The sequence below is a fragment of the Kosakonia sp. SOY2 genome (assembly GCF_027109175.1).
GTDB lineage: Bacteria > Pseudomonadota > Gammaproteobacteria > Enterobacterales > Enterobacteriaceae > Kosakonia.
On record NZ_JAPVXH010000002.1, the window covers coordinates 661,073 to 678,823 of the forward strand.

Here is a 17,751-nt window from a genome sequence, read left to right on the forward strand (position 1 = left end):
TGTATGTGTGAAAAAAGCATCATGTCAGAAATCAGGGATGCGCAAATTGCCATGGAATTGATTTCTTTTGGCGCCAGGATGCAGGTTCTCGAAAGTGAAACCAATCTTAGCCGCAGAAGATTATTAAAACTGTATAAAGAACTCAAAGGCTGTTCGCCGCCGAAAGGCATGCTCCCATTTTCCACCGACTGGTATATGGCGTGGGAGCAAAATATTCATTCGTCAATGTTTTATAACATTTATTGTTATTTGCAAAAGACGGAATCGGGGCGTCCCGTTGAAATAATGCTGAAAGGCTATCGACTGTATCTGGAAAACAGTCTCAACGGTACAGAGAAAAAGCCTGTTTTGGGTTTAACGCGCGCCTGGACGCTGCTGCGGTTTATTGACTGCGGCATGGTTAAACACACTGAGTGCAGCATTTGTGGCGGGCGTTTTATTACCACGCCGGAAAATAACAGCGCGACATTTACCTGCTGTTTGTGTTTTCCACCCTCGCGGGCCATTAAAAAAGCCGCCCCCGAACTGACGTGTTCGCATAGTCAATCGGAATAAAAGCTGCGACATCTTCATCGCGCAGCCCGTTATTAGTGTTGCGCAATGATTATCGAGTTATTAAGGAGTTGAAGTGTTAGTCATTATTGGCTATATCGTCGTGTTCGCGACCGTATTTGGCGGCTTTGCCCTCAGCGGCGGCAATCTCGCGTCCCTGTTTCAGCCGACCGAATTTTTAATTATCGGCGGCGCGGGCGTGGGGGCTTTTATTGTCGGAAATAACGGTAAAGCGATCCGGGCCACCTTAAAAGCATTTCCTGGCCTGTTTAAAAGCTCCCATTTCACCAAAGCGCTGTATATGGATCTGCTGGCGATGATGTATCTGTTGCTGGCGAAAGGTCGCCAGAATGGCCTCGTATCGCTGGAAAACGATATTGAAGATCCGCAAAACAGCCCGATTTTCTCTGCCTATCCACGGCTGATGGCCGACAGTGAAATCATGAACTTCATCACCGATTACCTGCGCCTGATGGTAAGCGGGAATACCAACGCCTTTGAAATGGAAGCGTTGATGGATGAAGAGATTGAGACCTGCGAGCACGAGCACGAAGTGCCCGCGAGCAGCCTTAACGCCATCGGCGACGGGTTGCCTGCGTTTGGTATCGTGGCGGCGGTAATGGGGGTGGTTAACGCCCTGGCGGCCGCCGATCGCCCGGCAGCGGAACTGGGCGCGCTGATTGCCCACGCCATGGTGGGTACTTTCCTCGGTATTTTGCTGGCATACGGCATGGTGCTGCCACTGGCGACGCTGCTGCGTCAGCATAGTGCGGAACACCTGAAAATGCTTGAGTGCATTAAAACGATGCTGCTTTCCAGCATGAACGGTTATGCGCCGCAGATCGCCGTTGAATTTGGTCGCAAAACCCTCTTTTCCACGGAACGTCCCAGCTTCGCGGAACTGGAAGATCACGTTCGCGAAGTGCGCACCTCAAGCTCTTCATCCTCTTCGGGTGAGTCGGCATGAGTAAGAAGTCTGCCACTACCATTGTTGTCCGCAGATCCATCAATAAAAAGCATGGTTCTCACGGCGGTTCCTGGAAAATCGCCTATGCGGACTTTATGACCGCAATGATGGCGTTTTTCCTGGTGATGTGGCTGCTCTCTTCTTCCAGCCCGGAGCAGCGCCAGCAGATCGCGGAATACTTCAAAATGCCGATTAAAACCACGCTGGCGCAGGGTGATAAAGCGAGCCTCAGCGATAGCGTTATTCCCGGCGGCGGCGATGACCCTATCAAACAGGATGGCGAAGTCCTTAAACAGACGTTGCAAAAACTGGACGCGAAGAAGAGTGAAGTCAATCTGAAGCGGGCGAGGGAGAAGCTGGAAAGCCTGATCCAAATCGATCCGCGGTTGAACAACTTCACCTCCAACCTGCGGCTTTCACTGACCGATGACGGATTGCTGATCCAAATCACCGATAGCGCGGATCGCCCGATGTTCCAGATAGGCCGGCCGACACCGGAAAGCTACATGGTGAATATTCTGCAGGCGCTGGTGCCGGTGTTAAACGACATGCCGAACCGCATCATTGTGACCGGCCACACGGATTCGCTGCCTTATGCCAACGGTGAGCAGGGCTACAGCAACTGGGAGCTCTCTTCCGATCGTGCAAACGCGGCGCGGCGCATCCTGGCGGGTGCAGGACTTGCCAGCAATAAATTTATCCGCGTTGTCGGTACGGCGGACACCATGATGCAGGCCGGTTCCGACGCGGCCGATCCGATCAACCGCCGTATCAGTATCCTGGTGCTGAGCCAGCAGAAAGAGAAACAGATCATGCAAGAAGATGTGCTTTTGCGCGACACGCTGGTTTCATCCCCGGCGCGCCAGAGTACATCGGCCACCGATGCGCCGGCGCAGAGCAGCGGCGCAGTGGCAGTTGAACCTACGGTAAAAAGCGGTCCTGAGGAGATTAAGTAAGTGGACATAAGCGATTTTTATCAGGCCTTTTTTGACGAGGCGGATGAGCTGATGGCGGATATGGAAAAGTATCTGCTGGAGCTGGATCTCGACTCGCCGGACAGAGAAGTTCTGAATGCGATTTTTCGCGCTGCGCACTCGATAAAAGGCGGTGCGGGCACCTTTGGTTTCACTGTGTTACAGCAAACCATGCACATCCTGGAAAACCTGCTGGATGATGTACGCAGCGGTACGTTGACGATTACCGGCCCTATTCGCGATCTGTTTTTGGAGAGCAAAGATATTATGCAGGATCAACTGGATGCCTATAAAGCTTCCGCCGAGCCCGATGAGGAGACATTCCACTATATTTGCGAAGCGCTACGTCAGATAGCGCTCGACGGCACGGCTCCTGCTGCGGTTTCCACAGACGTAGCCACGCCTGTTGCCGCCGAAACCGTGGTCGCACAAGCGGCTGCGACACCTGGCGAAGACGGCCAGCGGCTGCGTATCGTGCTGAGCAAAATCAAAGAAGACGATCGCCAGCCGCTAATCGATGAAATGGGTAATTTAGGCCGCGTAAGCCAGTTGCAGGCTGAAAATGAGAGCCTGCAACTGACGCTGCACACCACCGCATCCCCGGACGATATTCTGGCAGTGCTGTGTTTTGTGCTCGAACCGGAACAGATTTCCATTGAGCCCGCTCCGGCTGCAGACGAACCCGTTGCTACAACCAACGAACCTGCGCCACCCACGCCTGCGCCGGTTAACGCGGTGGCGGCACCGGCAGCACCAACAGTGCGCGCGACACGCCCGGAAAATAATCGTCAGCGCCCGCAAGCGACAGAAGCCAGCAGCATCCGCGTGGCGGTCGAGAAGGTCGACCAGATAATCAATCAGGTGGGCGAACTTATCATCACCCAGGCGATGCTCTCGCAGCTTTCCGGCGTGCTTGATTCCACCAATCACGACACGCTGATCAGCACCATTGCGCAGCTCGAACGCAACGCGCGCGACTTGCAAGAATCGGTGATGTCGATTCGCATGATGCCAATGGAGTATGTCTTCAGCCGCTTCCCTCGGCTGGTGCATGACCTGGCCGGTAAGCTCAATAAAGAGGTGGAACTGACGCTGGTCGGCGGTTCTGCTGAGCTGGATAAGCGCCTGATCGAGCAGATTGTCGATCCGCTGACGCACCTGGTGCGTAATAGCCTCGACCACGGTATTGAACCGGTTGATGTGCGCCGCGCCAACGGTAAAGCCGACAAAGGCAATCTGATCCTTTCGGCGGAACACCACGGCGGCAATATCATCATTGAAGTGACCGATGATGGTGCCGGTCTGAACCGCGAGAAGATCCTCGCGCGCGCGCAGGCGCAGGGCATGACCATCAGCGACAACATGAGCGATGAAGATGTCTGGATGCTGATTTTCGCGCCGGGCTTCTCCACGGCGGAAAAAGTGACCGATGTCTCTGGCCGCGGGGTTGGTATGGACGTGGTGCGCCGTAATATTCAGGAAATGGGCGGGCATGTGACTGTCCATTCTGAGCAGGGGCGCGGCTCGAAGATCCGCATCATTCTGCCGCTCACGCTGGCGATCCTCGACGGGATGTCGGTGCGTGTTGGCCCGGAGATCTACGTTCTGCCGCTCGGCAGCATGATGGAATCGTTGATGCTTTCGGAAAATACGCTGCACCGGATGACTGGCGGCGAACGCATGTTGCAGGTGCGCGAAGAGTATTTGCCATTAGTTGAGCTGGGTACGCTGTTTGGTATTCACGATGAAAACTACGACATCAGCGAAGGGATTGCCGTCATTGTGCAGAGCGCCGGTAGCCGCTACGCCTTACTGGTGGATCAGCTTGTTGGCCAGCACCAGGTGGTGGTGAAAAATCTTGAGCAGAACTACCGCAAAATTCCGGGTATCTCCGCGGCGACCATCCTCGGCGACGGCAGCGTTGCGCTCATTCTGGATGTCGCGGTTCTAACGACGCTGGCAAAAAGCGCCAGGGCGAACTGAGACAACGCCTGACATCAGTTTTTAAAAAGGTTAAGAAATGAATTTATCTAACACAGACAAACAGTTAACCGGTGATAACACGGGTAATGAGTTCCTGGTCTTCCGCCTGGGCAATGAAGAGTACGGCATTGAGATCCTCAAAGTTCAAGAGATCCGTGGTTACGATCGCGTTACGCGCATCGCCAACACGCCTGCGTTTATTGCCGGTGTGACCAATCTGCGCGGCGTCATCGTGCCGATTGTCGATCTGCGCGTGAAGTTTGAACTGGCTTCCGCCGAGTTTGACGACAATACGGTGGTGATTGTGCTGAGCCTCGACAGCGGCCGGGTGGTCGGGATTGTGGTTGACGGCGTTTCCGATGTGCTGGCGCTCAATGCCGAGCAGATCAAACCTGCGCCGGAATATACCGTCACGCTCTCCACGCAGTATCTGCTGGGTCTTGGCTCGCTTGATGAGCGCATGCTGATTCTGGTCGATATTGAAAAGCTGCTGAACAGCGAAGAGATGGAGCTGATTGAGCGCGCGACCGAGACCTCATTCAACTAATTTTGTTTTACTTTTTATACGCGCTGTACCTTACGGGCCTTTCCAGACGGAAAGGCTTTTTTTTGCTTTTTCGCAACGTGATCACCAGGTGATATAAACCCGAATGGTTCTACCAACTTGGCTTTTCAGATACTGGTGCATTTTGTAGGCATCATTGCTGGTTTTAACGTCGTCAAAGTAAAAAAGTACCAGATGTTCATTCGTCGCGGCAAAAGTCTCAACCCTAAAGCCATGAGAAAGGTAATAAGCAGTATCACCAGGCAGGACATGTATTCCTGCAATATTGTCAGCCGTTAATGGCTCATTGTTTTCAAGAGTGTAGGTGGTAAAGAATATGGCGAATTGGCATTTAGCGGGGGTGAGTTCAGGTAGATACCCCGTCCTGAAATACACCACATTAGCAATCAACTCAGGTGCCTGAATAATCGTTACTAACTTTTAGCTGCATATGTTTCTCCCTCTCCTCCAGTGAGAACGATAACCTCCATATCAACTATCAATTTCCCGTTGTCGCTAGGCTCACCAACCCCGCTCCAGTCCGTCGCTTCCCTGTCTTCCTGTGTCGCAACCCAGGGACCAAAATCCTGTTGCGCATTGCATAGCTCGATATTGGGCAAATAGTTAAATGGTGTGCCAACCGTTATACCTGCCGCCGCACGCCAGTCATTTTCAACCACCACCTGCTCTGTTAAGCCTGGATTTCTGACGAGGTACATTCCTGCATCATGCCATACGCTTCTGCTGACCCGGTTACCAGCCTGAAGCTGTAATATTGCCCATGCGAATGAACCTTCTGGTGCGGTTAAATCTGCCATGACTACTCTCCTTTAAACGGAATATAAAAAAGAGAGCCAGCACGGAAATAAAAGATAGATGAAGGTTCTGATAACGCGTTTTAGTCAACGCGGTGCAGGGCGGTTATTACTGATAGAAAGTGAGGGGTAAATTGCAGGCAATAAAAAACCCGCCCGGGCGAATGGGCGGGTGGGTAAAAAGCAGGCCGGAGCCTGCCGGAAACACCAGAAATTAACGCAGCAGAGACAGTACGTTCTGCGGAACCTGGTTAGCCTGAGCAAGTACAGAGGTACCAGCAGACTGCAGGATGTTCGCGCGGCTCATTTCGGAAACTTCAGAAGCGAAGTCAGCATCCAGAATACGAGAGCGAGACTGAGACAGGTTGTTAACAGTGTTGTTCAGGTTGCTGATAACAGAAGCGAAACGGTTCTGTACCGCACCCAGACCAGAACGCAGTTCGTCAACCTGAGCCAGCGCTTCGTCGATTTTGCTCAGCGGATCGGTGGTCGCCTGAGCGGTAGACACCGCTTTACCCGTGGTAATGTCACCATTTTGTGCTGCTACGGCTTCAGTTAAGCCACCAGCAGAATCTTTAACATAGAAGTTACCTTCACCATCAGTCATCAGGCTGCTACCAGCAGGCAAACCGGTGGTGGTGGCATTCTGAGATACAGTAACGGAAGAACCCGCTTTGTTAGCACTCATGGTCACACCGGTGGTGTTTGCTGCAGTGGTGGTATCGTAGGTCAGACCATTACCGTTGGTGTTCGCTTTTGCTTCGTAGTATTTACCATCATCCCCGGAAACATACGTTTTACCATCGGAACCTTCAACAACGCCGGTCGCGTTTACTGTCGCTGCACCATTGGAATCAACAACGTTGGTCATACCCTTGTCAACAGCTACGCTGATGTCAACGGTGGTAGAAGCCGTCAGGGAGTTAACGTCAACACCGCTTGCAATGGTGAAGCCGTCCATACCCAGGGTGCTGGAATCCATTTTGTTCAGTTGGATATCGATAGTCTGGCCGTCGTTAGATCCAACCTGGATAGACAGGCTCTGATCTTTACTCAGTACTTTCACGCCGTTGAACTCAGTCTGTTCAGAGATACGGTTGATTTCAGACAGACGCGCGTCGATTTCGTCCTGGATGGACTGACGGTCAGAATCAGAGTTGGTGCCGTTCTGCGCCTGTACAGACAGACGACGGATGTTCTGCAGGTTGTCGTTGATTTCGTTCAACGCGCCTTCAGTGGTTTGCGCCAGAGAGATACCATCGTTGGCGTTACGGGAAGACTGGCTCAGGCCGTTGATGTTCGCAGTGAAGCGGTTAGAGATTGCCTGACCTGCGGCATCGTCTTTTGCGCTGTTAATACGCAGACCAGAAGACAGACGTTCAATTGCAGTACCCAGAGAGCCCTGAGATTTATTCAGGTTGTTTTGGGCGACGAGGCTGAGTGCGTTGGTGTTAATAACCTGGGACATGGGGTTTCCTTATACACAATTTACTATACAGAGTATGGTTATGCGTCATTTCGTTCGCATACTTAATAAATCGGCCTTATAAAAAATGACTAAAATCTTTTGCGCGAAAAACTTTTTTATTCGCTGGCCGTTTTTTGTTTTTTTATGGGGTTTTGGTGCTATATCGTTGATATTTTATGCGCCTTTGCCGTTTATCTTTTAAATTGCCCGCAAAACCGCGCGTGTTTTGCCTAATTACTTTTTTGGATTTTTTCTTTGAATTTTAATGGTGCATCTCTGCTATATAAGGAAGGCGTTTTTATTGCACGCAAAGCGATAAATTGCCGTCATTTTTGTCGCTAATTATCAGGAATGGTTTTTCGCTTCTTTATGTGCGGTGTTTGCCCTTTTGTAAACGACCTGAATTGTTGAGAATAGCCGCTGAAAAGTGGTTCTTCCTTTATAGGGGAATGAAAGTAAAAAATTCATCTTTTATTTTCCCGCGCCGATAGCTTAATAGAGAATTACCGCAAATATACATTTCCGACAGGAGAAGAAATGGCTATATCATCATTAGGGGTTGGTACTGGCGGGATTGATACGGCGTCGATGCTGGATCAGCTGAAAGCGGGCGAACAAACGCGCCTGACGCCGTATACCAACCTGAAAAAAAAGTACGACTCGCAAATCTCGGCCTGGGGCCAGATTTCAAGCCTGCTGTCGAACCTGCAAAAAAGCGTCACCACCATGGGCGGCGACGCGTTTAGCAAAATGACCGTCAGCGCTAACGAAGCCTTTTCCGCTGTCGCGGGCACCGGCGCGCAAGCCGACAGCCACTCGGTAACGATCTCGCAGTTAGCCACCGCGCATAAACTGAAAACCCAGCCGCAAACCGATGCCGATACCGCACTCGGTGCGAAAACCTCTGGCGGTACGCGCACCATCACTATTACCCAGAACAACGGGAAAACGATGGACGTTGAGCTGGCTGATGATGAAACCTCGCTGAACCAGATTGCGAAAGCAATCAATAAAGAGAAAGGCGATGTGAGCGCATCCGTTCAGCGCACCGATGACGGTTATCAGCTGGTACTGAGCTCGAAAACAACCGGCTCCGACGGGCAAATGAGCGTCAAAGTAACCGGCGATGCTTCGCTTGCCGGTGTGCTGGATACGTCGAATGGCGGCCAGCATATTGACGATCAGGGCCAGGTGGTTAACGACCCGGGCCAGACCGATAACATGGTCTCCGTTTCCGATGCGAAAGACGCGAAATTGCGCGTCGATGGCTCTGACTATACGCGTTCAACCAACAACATCACGGACATCATCGATGGCGTGACGCTGAACCTGAAAAAAGTCTCGGAAAACGGTGAATCTGAGCAGCTTACGCTGACCAGCGATACCTCGGCGATTAAAACCAGCCTGCAAGATTTTGTGAAGCAATACAACGCCTTGCTGGATAAGACCTCTGCTGCGAGTAAATATGTTGCCGCGGATACCTCCGGCCTTGGCGATGAAGACGTTGCCACGCAGAGTTCCAAGAGCGGTGCGCTGATGGGCGATTCCACCCTGCGCGGTCTGGTGAGTGAAGTTCGCTCTGCGGTGAACGGTGTTTACGGCGATGCGGATGCCACTTATGCATCACTGGCGGATCTCGGTATCTCGATTGATGCCCAGACCGGTCAGATGACGCTGAATGAAGATACGCTGGATGAAGCGATTGCCGACAACCCGGAGCAGATTGCGAACATGTTCTCCGGTCGCGGCGCGAACGAAGGGCTGGCGACGTCGCTGGGTTCGATTCTGAAAGAGTACCTCGGCGATAGCAAAACCAAGACCGACGGTATAATTGATACCGCGACCGAGAGTCTGGAAACCCAGTCCAAAATCGCCCAGACCCAGATCGACAAAACGCAGAAGCTGATTGACGCCCAGGTTGAGCGTTATCGCGTCGAGTTCCAGAATCTGGATACCGTGATGTCGAACATGAACAACATGAGCAGCCAGTTGTCCTCGCTGCTTGCAACTCTTTAATTTTTGTTATCAGCAGGCCTGACGGCCTGCTTTCAGGAGCCGCATATGTATGCATCTCAGGGCACTAATGCCTATGCGCAGGTATCACTGCAAAGCAAATTAGCGGGCGCGACACCGCATCAGTTAATTTCCATGCTGTTTGATGGCGCCCACAGCGCTATTTTGCAAGCCTCTATCTATTTTGAAAAAGGCAACGTTGCCCAGCGCGGAAAAATGATTTCTAAAGCGATTAATATTATCGACAACGGACTGCGTGCCGCGCTCGATCATGAAAAAGGTCAGCATATTGCCGCCGATCTCGAACAGATGTACGAATATATGTCGCGCACATTATTAGAAGCGAATTTGCGTAACGAACCTGAGCCGTTAAAACATGTCGACAGCCTGTTAATGAAACTGGCCGCCACATGGAAAGAGATTGAGCCGGTACAGAAGCGAGTGCGTTATGGCTGAGAGTATTTTGCAGTATTACCATGAATTATTTGAAATGAACGTAGCGATGCTGGAGATGACGAAACAGGCTCGCTGGGATGACTTCGTTGAAGTCGCATCGGATTATGTTATTAAGAAGCAGGATATTTTAAATCATAGTACCGATGCGCTTTCAATGATGGTGAAAGACGAATTGAAGATACTGTTAAAAGAATTGCTGGCGAATGAAGCGGAAATAACGCGGAATTTACAGGCGCGTCTTAATACTCTCAAACAGAATTTATCCTCCATACATCGTGGTGCCCGTTGCAGTCAGCTTTATTCCCAACATCAAGCCCCTTCACTGCATTAATCATCCCCAAAAGGCTAGCGGAACAGCATTTGTCCGCATAGCCTTTCGTTTTTCTGATTAGCGATAATTTACGGTTAACTGATTACGTACAACGTTGAGTGCCGGTCTTGGCTGGCCGGGGCTGTTGGCGGAGTAGATAAAGCGGAACTCACCATTCGCCGCCAGCGGCACAGCATATGCCCGCATAGCCTTTCGTTTTTTCTGATTAGCGATAATTTACGGTTAACTGATTACGTACAACGTTGAGCGCCGGTCTTAGCTGGCCGGGGCTGTTGACGGAGTAGATAAAGCGGAACTCACCGTTCGCCGCCAGCGGCACAGCATTTGCCCGCATAGCCTTTCATTTTTCTGATTAGCGATAATTTACGGTTAACTGATTACGTACAACGTTGAGTGCCGGTCTTAGCTGGCCGAGGCTGTTGACGGAGTAGATAAAGCGGAACTCACCGTTCGCCGCCAGCGGCACATCAATGCGCCGCTCGCCGCTCAGGGCAGGCAGCGGAATGCATTTATCGATGCGGCAAAGTTTAATGACCAGCCCCGGCGGGGGAGGGGAGAGCAGCGTAATACGCCATGAAATACGCACCGCTTGCGCCGAAGGAGAAAGGGATTCAGGGGAGAACAGCGGGCGTCCACGCAGTAACTGCTTACCGGTAGTGACGCTGCCGCCAGCGGATGAGGCGCTCCAGGCGCCTGTTGTTTGGGCGGACGCCGCAGGGGATGCCTGCAGTGCCAGAAGAAGTAATACCACTGATTTCATTAGTTTTTGCCAGTTGCAGCCGTCGTTTGTGCGCACGCTGCAGGGGATACCTGCAGCGCCGGAAGAAGTCATACCCGGGATTTCATTAATGGGTGCCAATGACCGCCGTCATTTGCACGGTCTTGTTATTGCTGATTTCCAGCGTCGACAATACCGCCAGCTGCGGGAACGCACGACGCAGGAAACGTGACACCATGGTGCGCAGCGCCGGGTTAACCAGCAGCACCGGCGAAACGCCGAGCGACTGCTGTTCGGTAATGGCGCGGTCGGCCTGACGCATCAGGTTTTCTGCAATACCCGGCTCAATCGCGCTACCGCTTTGCAGGGACTGGATCAGCAGTTTTTCCAGCGACGTATCCAGACCGATCACTTTGATGTCATCGTCATTGCGGAACCACTGCGCGGTGATCGCGCGGCCCAGGCGAATACGCACCTGCGAGGTCAGCTCATCCGGATCGTTTTGCACCGGCGCATATTCCGCCAGCGTATCGATGATGGTTCGCATATCGCGGATAGAAACGCGTTCAGAGAGCAGGTTCTGCAACACTTTGTGGAACAGCGTCACCGAAATCACGCCAGGAATTAAATCTTCCACCAGCTTCGGCATCTCTTTGGTGATGCGGTCGAGCAACTGCTGGGTCTCCTGGCGGCTGAACAATTCATCCGTATACAGCGTGATCAAGTGGTTCAGGTGCGTGGCGATAACCGAGCTTGGGTCAACCACGGTAAAGCCCTGGATTTGCGCCTGTTCACGTAATACTTCATCAATCCAGCAGGCGGGCAGGCCAAAGGCCGGATCGACACACGGCGTACCGGGCAGCTCACCCTCGGCATAACCCGGGTTGATGGCCATCCAGCGTTCCGGCTCCATGGTGCCGCTGCCGATTTCCACGCCTTTAAGCAGAATGCGGTAGTCACCAGGCGCCAGATCGAGGTTGTCGCGAATATGGATCGCCGGTGGCAAAAAGCCCATCTCCTGCGCGAATTTCTTACGGATACCGCGCACGCGCACCAGCAGTTGCCCGTCCTGGTCACTATCAACCAGCGGGATCAGGCGATAGCCCACTTCCAGACCCAGCACATCTTCCATTTCAACATCTGCCCATGAGGCTTCGGCCGAGGCCTGCTCGTTGGCGGCCAGCGCGCTGGCGCTGTCTTTATCTTCGGTCACGGCGCTGCGACGGCCCGGATTTTTCATTTCGCGACCGCGCAGCCACCAGGCAAGCCCCAGCAGGATGGCAGTGAACATCAGGAATACCAGGTTCGGCATCCCCGGGATCAGCCCCAGCAGACCAATTACCCCGCCGGAAAGCAGCATCACGCGCGGGTTGTTGAACAGCTGGCCGACCATCTGTTCCCCAATGTCTTCATCATTGGAAACACGGGTCACAATCACACCGGCGGCGGTGGAGATGATCAGCGCCGGGATCTGCGCGACAAGACCATCACCGATGGTCAGCAGGGTGTAGGTTTCGCCCGCTTCCGCCACGCTTAAGCCGTGCTGCATTACACCGATGATCAAACCGCCGACGACGTTAATCGCCATGATCAGCAACCCGGCGATGGCGTCACCACGTACGAATTTACTGGCACCGTCCATCGAGCCGTAAAAATCAGACTCTTGGGTCACTTCGCTACGGCGGCGTTTTGCCTCCGCTTCACCAATCAGCCCGGCGTTAAGATCGGCATCAATCGCCATCTGCTTACCTGGCATCCCGTCCAGCACAAAACGCGCGCCCACTTCGGCGATACGTCCGGCACCTTTGGTGATAACCATAAAGTTGATGATGATAAGAATGGCGAACACCACGATACCGATAGCGAAGTTGCCGCCGACCAGGAAGTGGCCGAAGGCTTCAACCACCCGGCCCGCTGCGGCGGCACCGGTGTGGCCTTCCATCAGAATGATACGCGTGGAGGCAATGTTCAGCGCGAGGCGCAGCAGGGTCGAAAACAGCAACACCGTCGGGAACGCGGAAAACTCAAGGGTTTTCTGCGTAAACATCGCCACCATCAATATCATCAGCGACAGCACGATATTAAAGGTGAACAGGGTATCCAGCAGAAATGCCGGCAGCGGCAGTACCATCATTGCCAGAATCAGCATGATCAGCACCGGGCCTGCCATGATTTGCCACTGTGTCTCTTTAAACGCGGGTAAGCGTAATTTGCTGGCGATATTAGCCATCAGTTTGAACTCTCATGTACAAAATCCATCGACTCAGGAACCGCGAGATCCCTGGGCTGCTTCGGCGGAACGCCGCCGTTGTTGCGCCACCGACGCAGGCCATAAACCCAGGCCAACACTTCTGCGACGGCGCTATAAAGCTCGCCTGGGATCTGTTCGCCAATCTCACAATGGCGATAGAGCGCACGGGCAAGCGGTGGTGCTTCGAGCATCGGGATGCGGTGTTGCGCCCCCAGCTCGCGAATTTTTAAGGCAATATCACCGGCGCCTTTGGCCAGCACGACCGGCGCGCTCATTCCGCCTTCTTTATAAGAGAGGGCGACAGAGTAGTGCGTCGGGTTGTTGACGATGACATCCGCTTGCGGGATATCGCTCATCATTCGGTTTTGCGCCGCCGCACGCTGCATCTGTTTAATGCGGCTCTTAATGTGCGGATCGCCTTCACTCTGTTTAAATTCGTCGCGGATCTCCTGACGGCTCATCCGCAGCTTTTTCAGGTTGCTGGTTATCTGATAAAAAACGTCATAACCCACCACCGGTAACAGGAAAAAAATCACCATCATCAGGCAATCCAGCGTCATGCTCATGGCATGCGCGATGGCCATCGGCAGTGCTTCGTTAACTAACTGAATGAAATGCGCTTTATTTTTGTAGATGTAGAGTGCGAAGGCGCACGCGACCAGCACGACCTTCAGGCACCCTTTGAGCATTTCTGATAACACCTGGGCGGAAAACAGACGTTTGAACCCCGAAAGCGGCGAGATCCGCTTCAGATCGAGCTTCAGCGATTTACCGCTCAGGTTGACGCCGCCCAGCAACATCGGCGATACGATCCCGGTGACAAACAATCCCAGCAAAATGGGCAGTAGCGCGTTGCTCATCATCTCCAGCAAATAGCGGGTCTGATGAAACATCGACTGTTCATCCATTACCGACAGCCGGTTGAGTACCAGGCCGGTTCGCAATAACTCCAGCAGTTGCCGGGCAAACTGCGAACCGCCAGAGAGCATAAACGCCCACCCGGCCAGCAACATCAGCAGCGAACTCAGCTCTTTCGAGCGGGGGATCTGCCCCTCTTCACGCGCTTTCTGTTTTCGCTGGGGTGTGGGTTCTTCTGTTTTTTCTACATCACTCTCTTCTGACATGATTTGCTCAGCGGCGCGGCGAACCGCGCACCGTTAGAACCCCAGACTATCGAGCAGGTCGTCGACCTGATCTTGCGACGCCATAACACCCGCTTTGCTGCTGTCAATTTGCGGGCCATTGACCAGCATGGCGGCTGTTTTTGCTTCCGCTTCCGCCTCTTTCTCCTGCTGGAGTGATTCCGGCACGTAAGCCAGCAGCACCTGAATCAGCTCTTTCTCGACCATTTCGATAAGCAGCATCATGCGGCGGATCACCTGGCCGGTAAGATCCTGAAAATCCTGCGCCATCATGATTTCCATCAGATGCTCGTTGGTCTGGCGGGACATCATCGGCGCCTGAACGAGGAACTGGCGGGTATCCGTGACCAGCTCTTTGGCGACCGGCAATTCCACCGGATCGGCGAACCAGGCATCCCAGCGGGCGGAGAGATCTTCCGCCTGCGCGCTAATTGCCTCCTGCTGCGGGCGCGCTTCTTCCACACAGGTCAGTACGCGTTCAGCCGCCTGCGCCGTTTTCGCTATCACGTAGTTCAGGCGTTCACGCGTATCGGGGATCGCCTCTGCCGCTTCAACAATGGTGCGGTCCAGACCTAAGTCGACCAGGCTGTCGCGCAGCAGTCGTGTCAGTTGTCCGACACGGGAGAAGATGCTTTTAAAGTCGTCTTCTGGCTGCGTATTTTCTAAGCCGCTCATCGGTTACCACCCGATTTTTTCAAAGATTTTGTTGAGCTTTTCTTCCAGCGTTGCGGCGGTGAAAGGTTTCACCACATAACCGCTGGCACCCGCCTGCGCGGCCGCGATGATGTTCTCTTTCTTGGCCTCTGCGGTAACCATCAGCACGGGCATTTTGTTTAAATTCGCGTCGGCGCGGATTTCCGTCAGCAGCTGTAAGCCATCCATGTTCGGCATGTTCCAGTCGCTGATAACGAAATCGAACGCGTCTGCACGCAGTTTGTTCAGCGCGTCCAGGCCATCTTCGGCTTCTTCAACACGGTTAAAGCCAAGGTCTTTCAACAGATTGCGAACGATGCGGCGCATGGTGGCGAAATCGTCAACAACGAGAAAGCGTAAGTTTTTGTCTGCCATTCTTTTTTTCCTGAATAAGAGAGAACGAAGTAGGTGAAAAATTAAATCCTGCGCGCCTGACCGGCAGAACGCTGAAGGATGTGCTGACCAATTTGTTCCAGATCGACGGTTTCACAGGCGGCGTTGTGCGCAATCGCTTCGCGCGGCATGCCGAAGACCACGCAAGTGCGTTCACTCTGCGCGATGGTCCACGCTCCTGCCTGGCGCATGGCCAGCAGCCCGGCGGCACCGTCGCTGCCCATCCCTGTCAAAATGACGCCGATGGCGTTTTTCCCGGCGCTTCGCGCGACGGAATGGAACAGCGCGTCCACCGAGGGGCGGTGGCGGTTAACCGGCAAATCATCACTCAGCGCGACGTGATAGTTCGCCCCGCTGCGCGTCAGCTCCATATGAAAAGCACCGGGCGCAATGTAGACGTGACCAGGCAGTACGCGCTCGCCGTGTTCCGCCTCTTTCACCGACATCTGGCACAGATGGTCCAGCCGGTTGGCAAAGGAGCGGGTAAAACCAGGCGGCATATGCTGGGCGATAACAATGGCCGGGCTTGTCGCCGGCAGCGGTTGCAACAAGTGGCGCAGCGCTTCGGTGCCACCCGTGGAAGAGCCAATGGCGATAATCTTTTCGCTGCCCACCAGCGGCGCTCTCATCACGCGGGGTGGTGCCACTTTCGTTTCGCTGCGCCGGATACGCGCTTTCGCCGCCATGCGGATTTTGTCGGCAATCATGTCGCTGTATTGCGCCATGCCTTCTTTTAAGCCCATCTGCGGTTTGGTGATAAAGTCCACCGCGCCAAGCTCCAGCGCGCTGAGCGTAATATCGGAGCCTTTGCTGGTGAGAGATGACAACATCACCACCGGCATCGGGCGCAGGCGCATCAGCCTTTCCAGAAACTCCAGCCCGTCCATACGCGGCATTTCCACGTCCAGCGTCAGCACATCCGGGTTGTGTTGTTTAATCAGATCGCGCGCGACAATCGGGTCCAGCGCCGTGGCGACCATTTCCATATCCGGCTGCTCGTTAACGATGTGCGTCATGATTTTGCGGATCAGTGACGAATCATCAATGCATAACACCTTGATTTTTCTCATTTACATTAATCTCCAAGGCGATAGACAGACTGCCCGAGCAGACGAAACGGGCTGGTTAAATTTTGAAAATGTTCCGAGTGGCCAACAAACAGCAGCCCGCCGGGTTTCAGTATTTTCGCGAAGCGCTGCAGCAGCTTCTCCTGGGTGTTCTGATCGAAATAAATCATCACGTTACGGCAAAAAATGGCATCGAAAGGCGCGGGAATATCCCACTGCGCATCAATCAGATTGAGCTGGCGAAACTGTACGGTGCTGCGAAGTTCGCTTTTGATTTTCACTCTGTTTTGATGCTCGCCCGTCCCGCGCAAAAACCAGGTGCGTTTTTGCTGTTCGGTCAGGTTGTCGATATCACTTAACCGGTAAACCCCGAGGCTGGCTTTCTCCAGTACATCGGTATCAATATCGGTGGCCAGCACGCGCGGGCCGGTAATGCTGCGCCCCAGCGTCTCTTCCAGCGTCATGGCGATTGACCACGGCTCTTCGCCGGTCGAAGCCGCCGCGCACCAGACGTTGTAGCTGCCGTTTCTGGACTGGGCATGCCGGGCCAGCGTCGGGAAGTGATACGCCTCGCGGAAAAAAGAGGTCAGGTTGGTGGTCAGGGCATTCACAAATACCTGCCACTCGTCACTGCCTGGATTTGCCACCAGCCGATCGGTGTAATCCTCAAAACTTTTTAAATTCAGCTCCCGCAGACGACGGGAGAGACGGTTATAAACCATGTCGCGTTTTTGCGCGGTAAGGACAATACCGGCGCGCTGGTATATCAATTTGCTGATTTTTTCTATTTCACTCTCGGTCAGCACGATGGGTGCTTGTGGAGCGTGCGGAGTCATGGAACGCATATTTTTCTGACAATCAATAATAATGTTGACGGTAATTCACTGGTTTATTGCGCACACACGTATTCGCAAATGATGAGTCACTCATCACCCGATAAATACGTGTGTGCTGTTAAATCTTAATAAGAAATATCCAGGATGATTCGGGTGTGAAAAATAGCAACCATATTTCCGGGGTAATCGGCATTAAGATAATACTTAGCGGTTATACCGGCATATTCATAATATCTTGATATGCATTTACTAATTTGTTGCGTACCTGAATACCAAGATTTAATGCCAGCGATGATTTTTGCATTGAAACCATCACATCGTTTAAGCCAATACCTTCGACACCGGCCAGATAAGCCTGTGACTGGGTTTTAGCGGTGGTCTGCATTTGGCTAATATTGTTAATACTGTTAAATAAAATATCAGAGAATTGTGACTTATTCTCGACATTACGGTTCGAAGTAAAGGGGTTCAGCGCTGACGCGTCTGAGACTTTTCTGGCCTGGGACTGAATCTGATCCAGTACCCCGCCTATTGCATTCATAGACATA

21 protein-coding genes are annotated in these 17,751 nt (G+C 53.0%); 8 read left to right on the plus strand and 13 right to left on the minus strand.

Translation table 11 applies throughout. The annotated features are described in order from the left end of the window. Window positions 1–3 precede the first annotated feature (3 nt). From flhC to cheW, 5 genes are all read left to right on the plus strand, one after another. Window positions 4–555, plus strand: a complete 552-nt coding sequence (gene flhC / locus O3S68_RS16100; RefSeq protein WP_020454855.1) for a flagellar transcriptional regulator FlhC — start codon at window positions 4–6, stop codon at window positions 553–555. Window positions 556–628: 73 nt separating this feature from the next. Further along, a complete protein-coding gene (motA, locus tag O3S68_RS16105) occupies window positions 629–1,519 on the plus strand; it encodes a flagellar motor stator protein MotA (RefSeq protein ID WP_020454854.1) in 891 nt (296 codons plus the stop codon). Further along, window positions 1,516–2,475, plus strand: coding sequence for a flagellar motor protein MotB (motB, locus tag O3S68_RS16110; RefSeq protein ID WP_160269011.1), 960 nt, complete (start codon window positions 1,516–1,518; stop codon window positions 2,473–2,475). The genes motA and motB overlap by 4 nt, the downstream gene beginning before the upstream one ends. Then, complete coding sequence (gene cheA / locus O3S68_RS16115; protein WP_269231929.1) at window positions 2,476–4,476, plus strand: chemotaxis protein CheA; 2,001 nt, start codon at window positions 2,476–2,478, stop codon at window positions 4,474–4,476. Window positions 4,477–4,513: 37 nt separating this feature from the next. Next, window positions 4,514–5,023, plus strand: a complete 510-nt coding sequence (gene cheW, locus O3S68_RS16120) for a chemotaxis protein CheW (protein WP_269231930.1) — start codon at window positions 4,514–4,516, stop codon at window positions 5,021–5,023. 81 nt (window positions 5,024–5,104) lie between these two features. On the opposite strand, the gene O3S68_RS16125 is transcribed toward cheW, so the two are convergent. The 3 genes from O3S68_RS16125 to O3S68_RS16135 all read right to left on the minus strand — a co-directional run bounded on the left by O3S68_RS16125 (window position 5,105) and on the right by O3S68_RS16135 (window position 7,303). Further along, a complete protein-coding gene (locus tag O3S68_RS16125; protein ID WP_269231931.1) occupies window positions 5,105–5,431 on the minus strand; it encodes a hypothetical protein in 327 nt (108 codons plus the stop codon). A 23-nt stretch (window positions 5,432–5,454) separates the two neighbouring features. Next, a complete protein-coding gene (locus O3S68_RS16130; RefSeq protein WP_269231932.1) occupies window positions 5,455–5,838 on the minus strand; it encodes a Thoeris anti-defense Tad2 family protein in 384 nt (127 codons plus the stop codon). 211 nt (window positions 5,839–6,049) lie between these two features. Beyond that, the gene (locus tag O3S68_RS16135; protein WP_269231933.1) at window positions 6,050–7,303 is read right to left on the minus strand and encodes a FliC/FljB family flagellin; all 1,254 of its coding nucleotides are present in this window, start codon (window positions 7,301–7,303) and stop codon (window positions 6,050–6,052) included. Window positions 7,304–7,840: 537 nt separating this feature from the next. Here O3S68_RS16135 and fliD point away from each other — a divergent pair. Genes fliD through fliT form a run of 3 tightly spaced genes read left to right on the plus strand, consistent with a single transcriptional unit; the run spans window position 7,841 to window position 10,103 of the window. Beyond that, complete coding sequence (fliD, locus tag O3S68_RS16140; RefSeq protein WP_020454848.1) at window positions 7,841–9,319, plus strand: flagellar filament capping protein FliD; 1,479 nt, start codon at window positions 7,841–7,843, stop codon at window positions 9,317–9,319. A gap of 45 nt (window positions 9,320–9,364) precedes the next feature. Continuing rightward, a complete protein-coding gene (fliS, locus tag O3S68_RS16145) occupies window positions 9,365–9,772 on the plus strand; it encodes a flagellar export chaperone FliS (RefSeq protein WP_020454847.1) in 408 nt (135 codons plus the stop codon). Next, complete coding sequence (gene fliT, locus O3S68_RS16150; protein ID WP_020454846.1) at window positions 9,765–10,103, plus strand: flagellar protein FliT; 339 nt, start codon at window positions 9,765–9,767, stop codon at window positions 10,101–10,103. The genes fliS and fliT overlap by 8 nt, the downstream gene beginning before the upstream one ends. A gap of 57 nt (window positions 10,104–10,160) precedes the next feature. On the opposite strand, the gene O3S68_RS16155 is transcribed toward fliT, so the two are convergent. The 10 genes from O3S68_RS16155 to fliE form a co-directional block, all read right to left on the minus strand. After that, window positions 10,161–10,289, minus strand: a complete 129-nt coding sequence (locus O3S68_RS16155) for a hypothetical protein (RefSeq protein ID WP_269231934.1) — start codon at window positions 10,287–10,289, stop codon at window positions 10,161–10,163. Window positions 10,290–10,308: 19 nt separating this feature from the next. Continuing rightward, on the minus strand, window positions 10,309–10,437 hold the full coding sequence (locus O3S68_RS16160; protein WP_269231935.1) for a flagellar protein FlhE: 129 nt from the start codon (window positions 10,435–10,437) through the stop codon (window positions 10,309–10,311). 18 nt (window positions 10,438–10,455) lie between these two features. Continuing rightward, entirely contained in the window at window positions 10,456–10,863 is a 408-nt protein-coding gene (locus O3S68_RS16165; protein WP_269231936.1) for a flagellar protein FlhE, read from the minus strand. Window positions 10,864–10,948: 85 nt separating this feature from the next. Beyond that, window positions 10,949–13,051 carry a flagellar biosynthesis protein FlhA gene (gene flhA, locus O3S68_RS16170; protein ID WP_020454842.1) on the minus strand — a complete coding sequence of 701 codons (2,103 nt, stop codon included), beginning with the start codon at window positions 13,049–13,051 and terminating at the stop codon, window positions 10,949–10,951. Further along, the gene (gene flhB / locus O3S68_RS16175; RefSeq protein ID WP_269231937.1) at window positions 13,051–14,196 is read right to left on the minus strand and encodes a flagellar biosynthesis protein FlhB; all 1,146 of its coding nucleotides are present in this window, start codon (window positions 14,194–14,196) and stop codon (window positions 13,051–13,053) included. The genes flhA and flhB overlap by 1 nt, the downstream gene beginning before the upstream one ends. A 33-nt stretch (window positions 14,197–14,229) precedes the next feature. Next, window positions 14,230–14,889 (minus strand): protein phosphatase CheZ, encoded by a 660-nt coding sequence (gene cheZ / locus O3S68_RS16180; RefSeq protein ID WP_269231938.1) that lies wholly within the window; start codon window positions 14,887–14,889, stop codon window positions 14,230–14,232. A gap of 3 nt (window positions 14,890–14,892) precedes the next feature. After that, window positions 14,893–15,282, minus strand: a complete 390-nt coding sequence (cheY, locus tag O3S68_RS16185; RefSeq protein ID WP_020454839.1) for a chemotaxis response regulator CheY — start codon at window positions 15,280–15,282, stop codon at window positions 14,893–14,895. Between the two features lie 41 nt (window positions 15,283–15,323). Beyond that, window positions 15,324–16,370 (minus strand): protein-glutamate methylesterase/protein-glutamine glutaminase, encoded by a 1,047-nt coding sequence (locus O3S68_RS16190; RefSeq protein WP_044489461.1) that lies wholly within the window; start codon window positions 16,368–16,370, stop codon window positions 15,324–15,326. 5 nt (window positions 16,371–16,375) lie between these two features. Continuing rightward, complete coding sequence (locus tag O3S68_RS16195; RefSeq protein ID WP_071925218.1) at window positions 16,376–17,212, minus strand: CheR family methyltransferase; 837 nt, start codon at window positions 17,210–17,212, stop codon at window positions 16,376–16,378. Between the two features lie 202 nt (window positions 17,213–17,414). Beyond that, the gene (gene fliE / locus O3S68_RS16200) at window positions 17,415–17,750 is read right to left on the minus strand and encodes a flagellar hook-basal body complex protein FliE (RefSeq protein WP_020454836.1); all 336 of its coding nucleotides are present in this window, start codon (window positions 17,748–17,750) and stop codon (window positions 17,415–17,417) included. Window position 17,751: the final 1 nt, after the last annotated feature.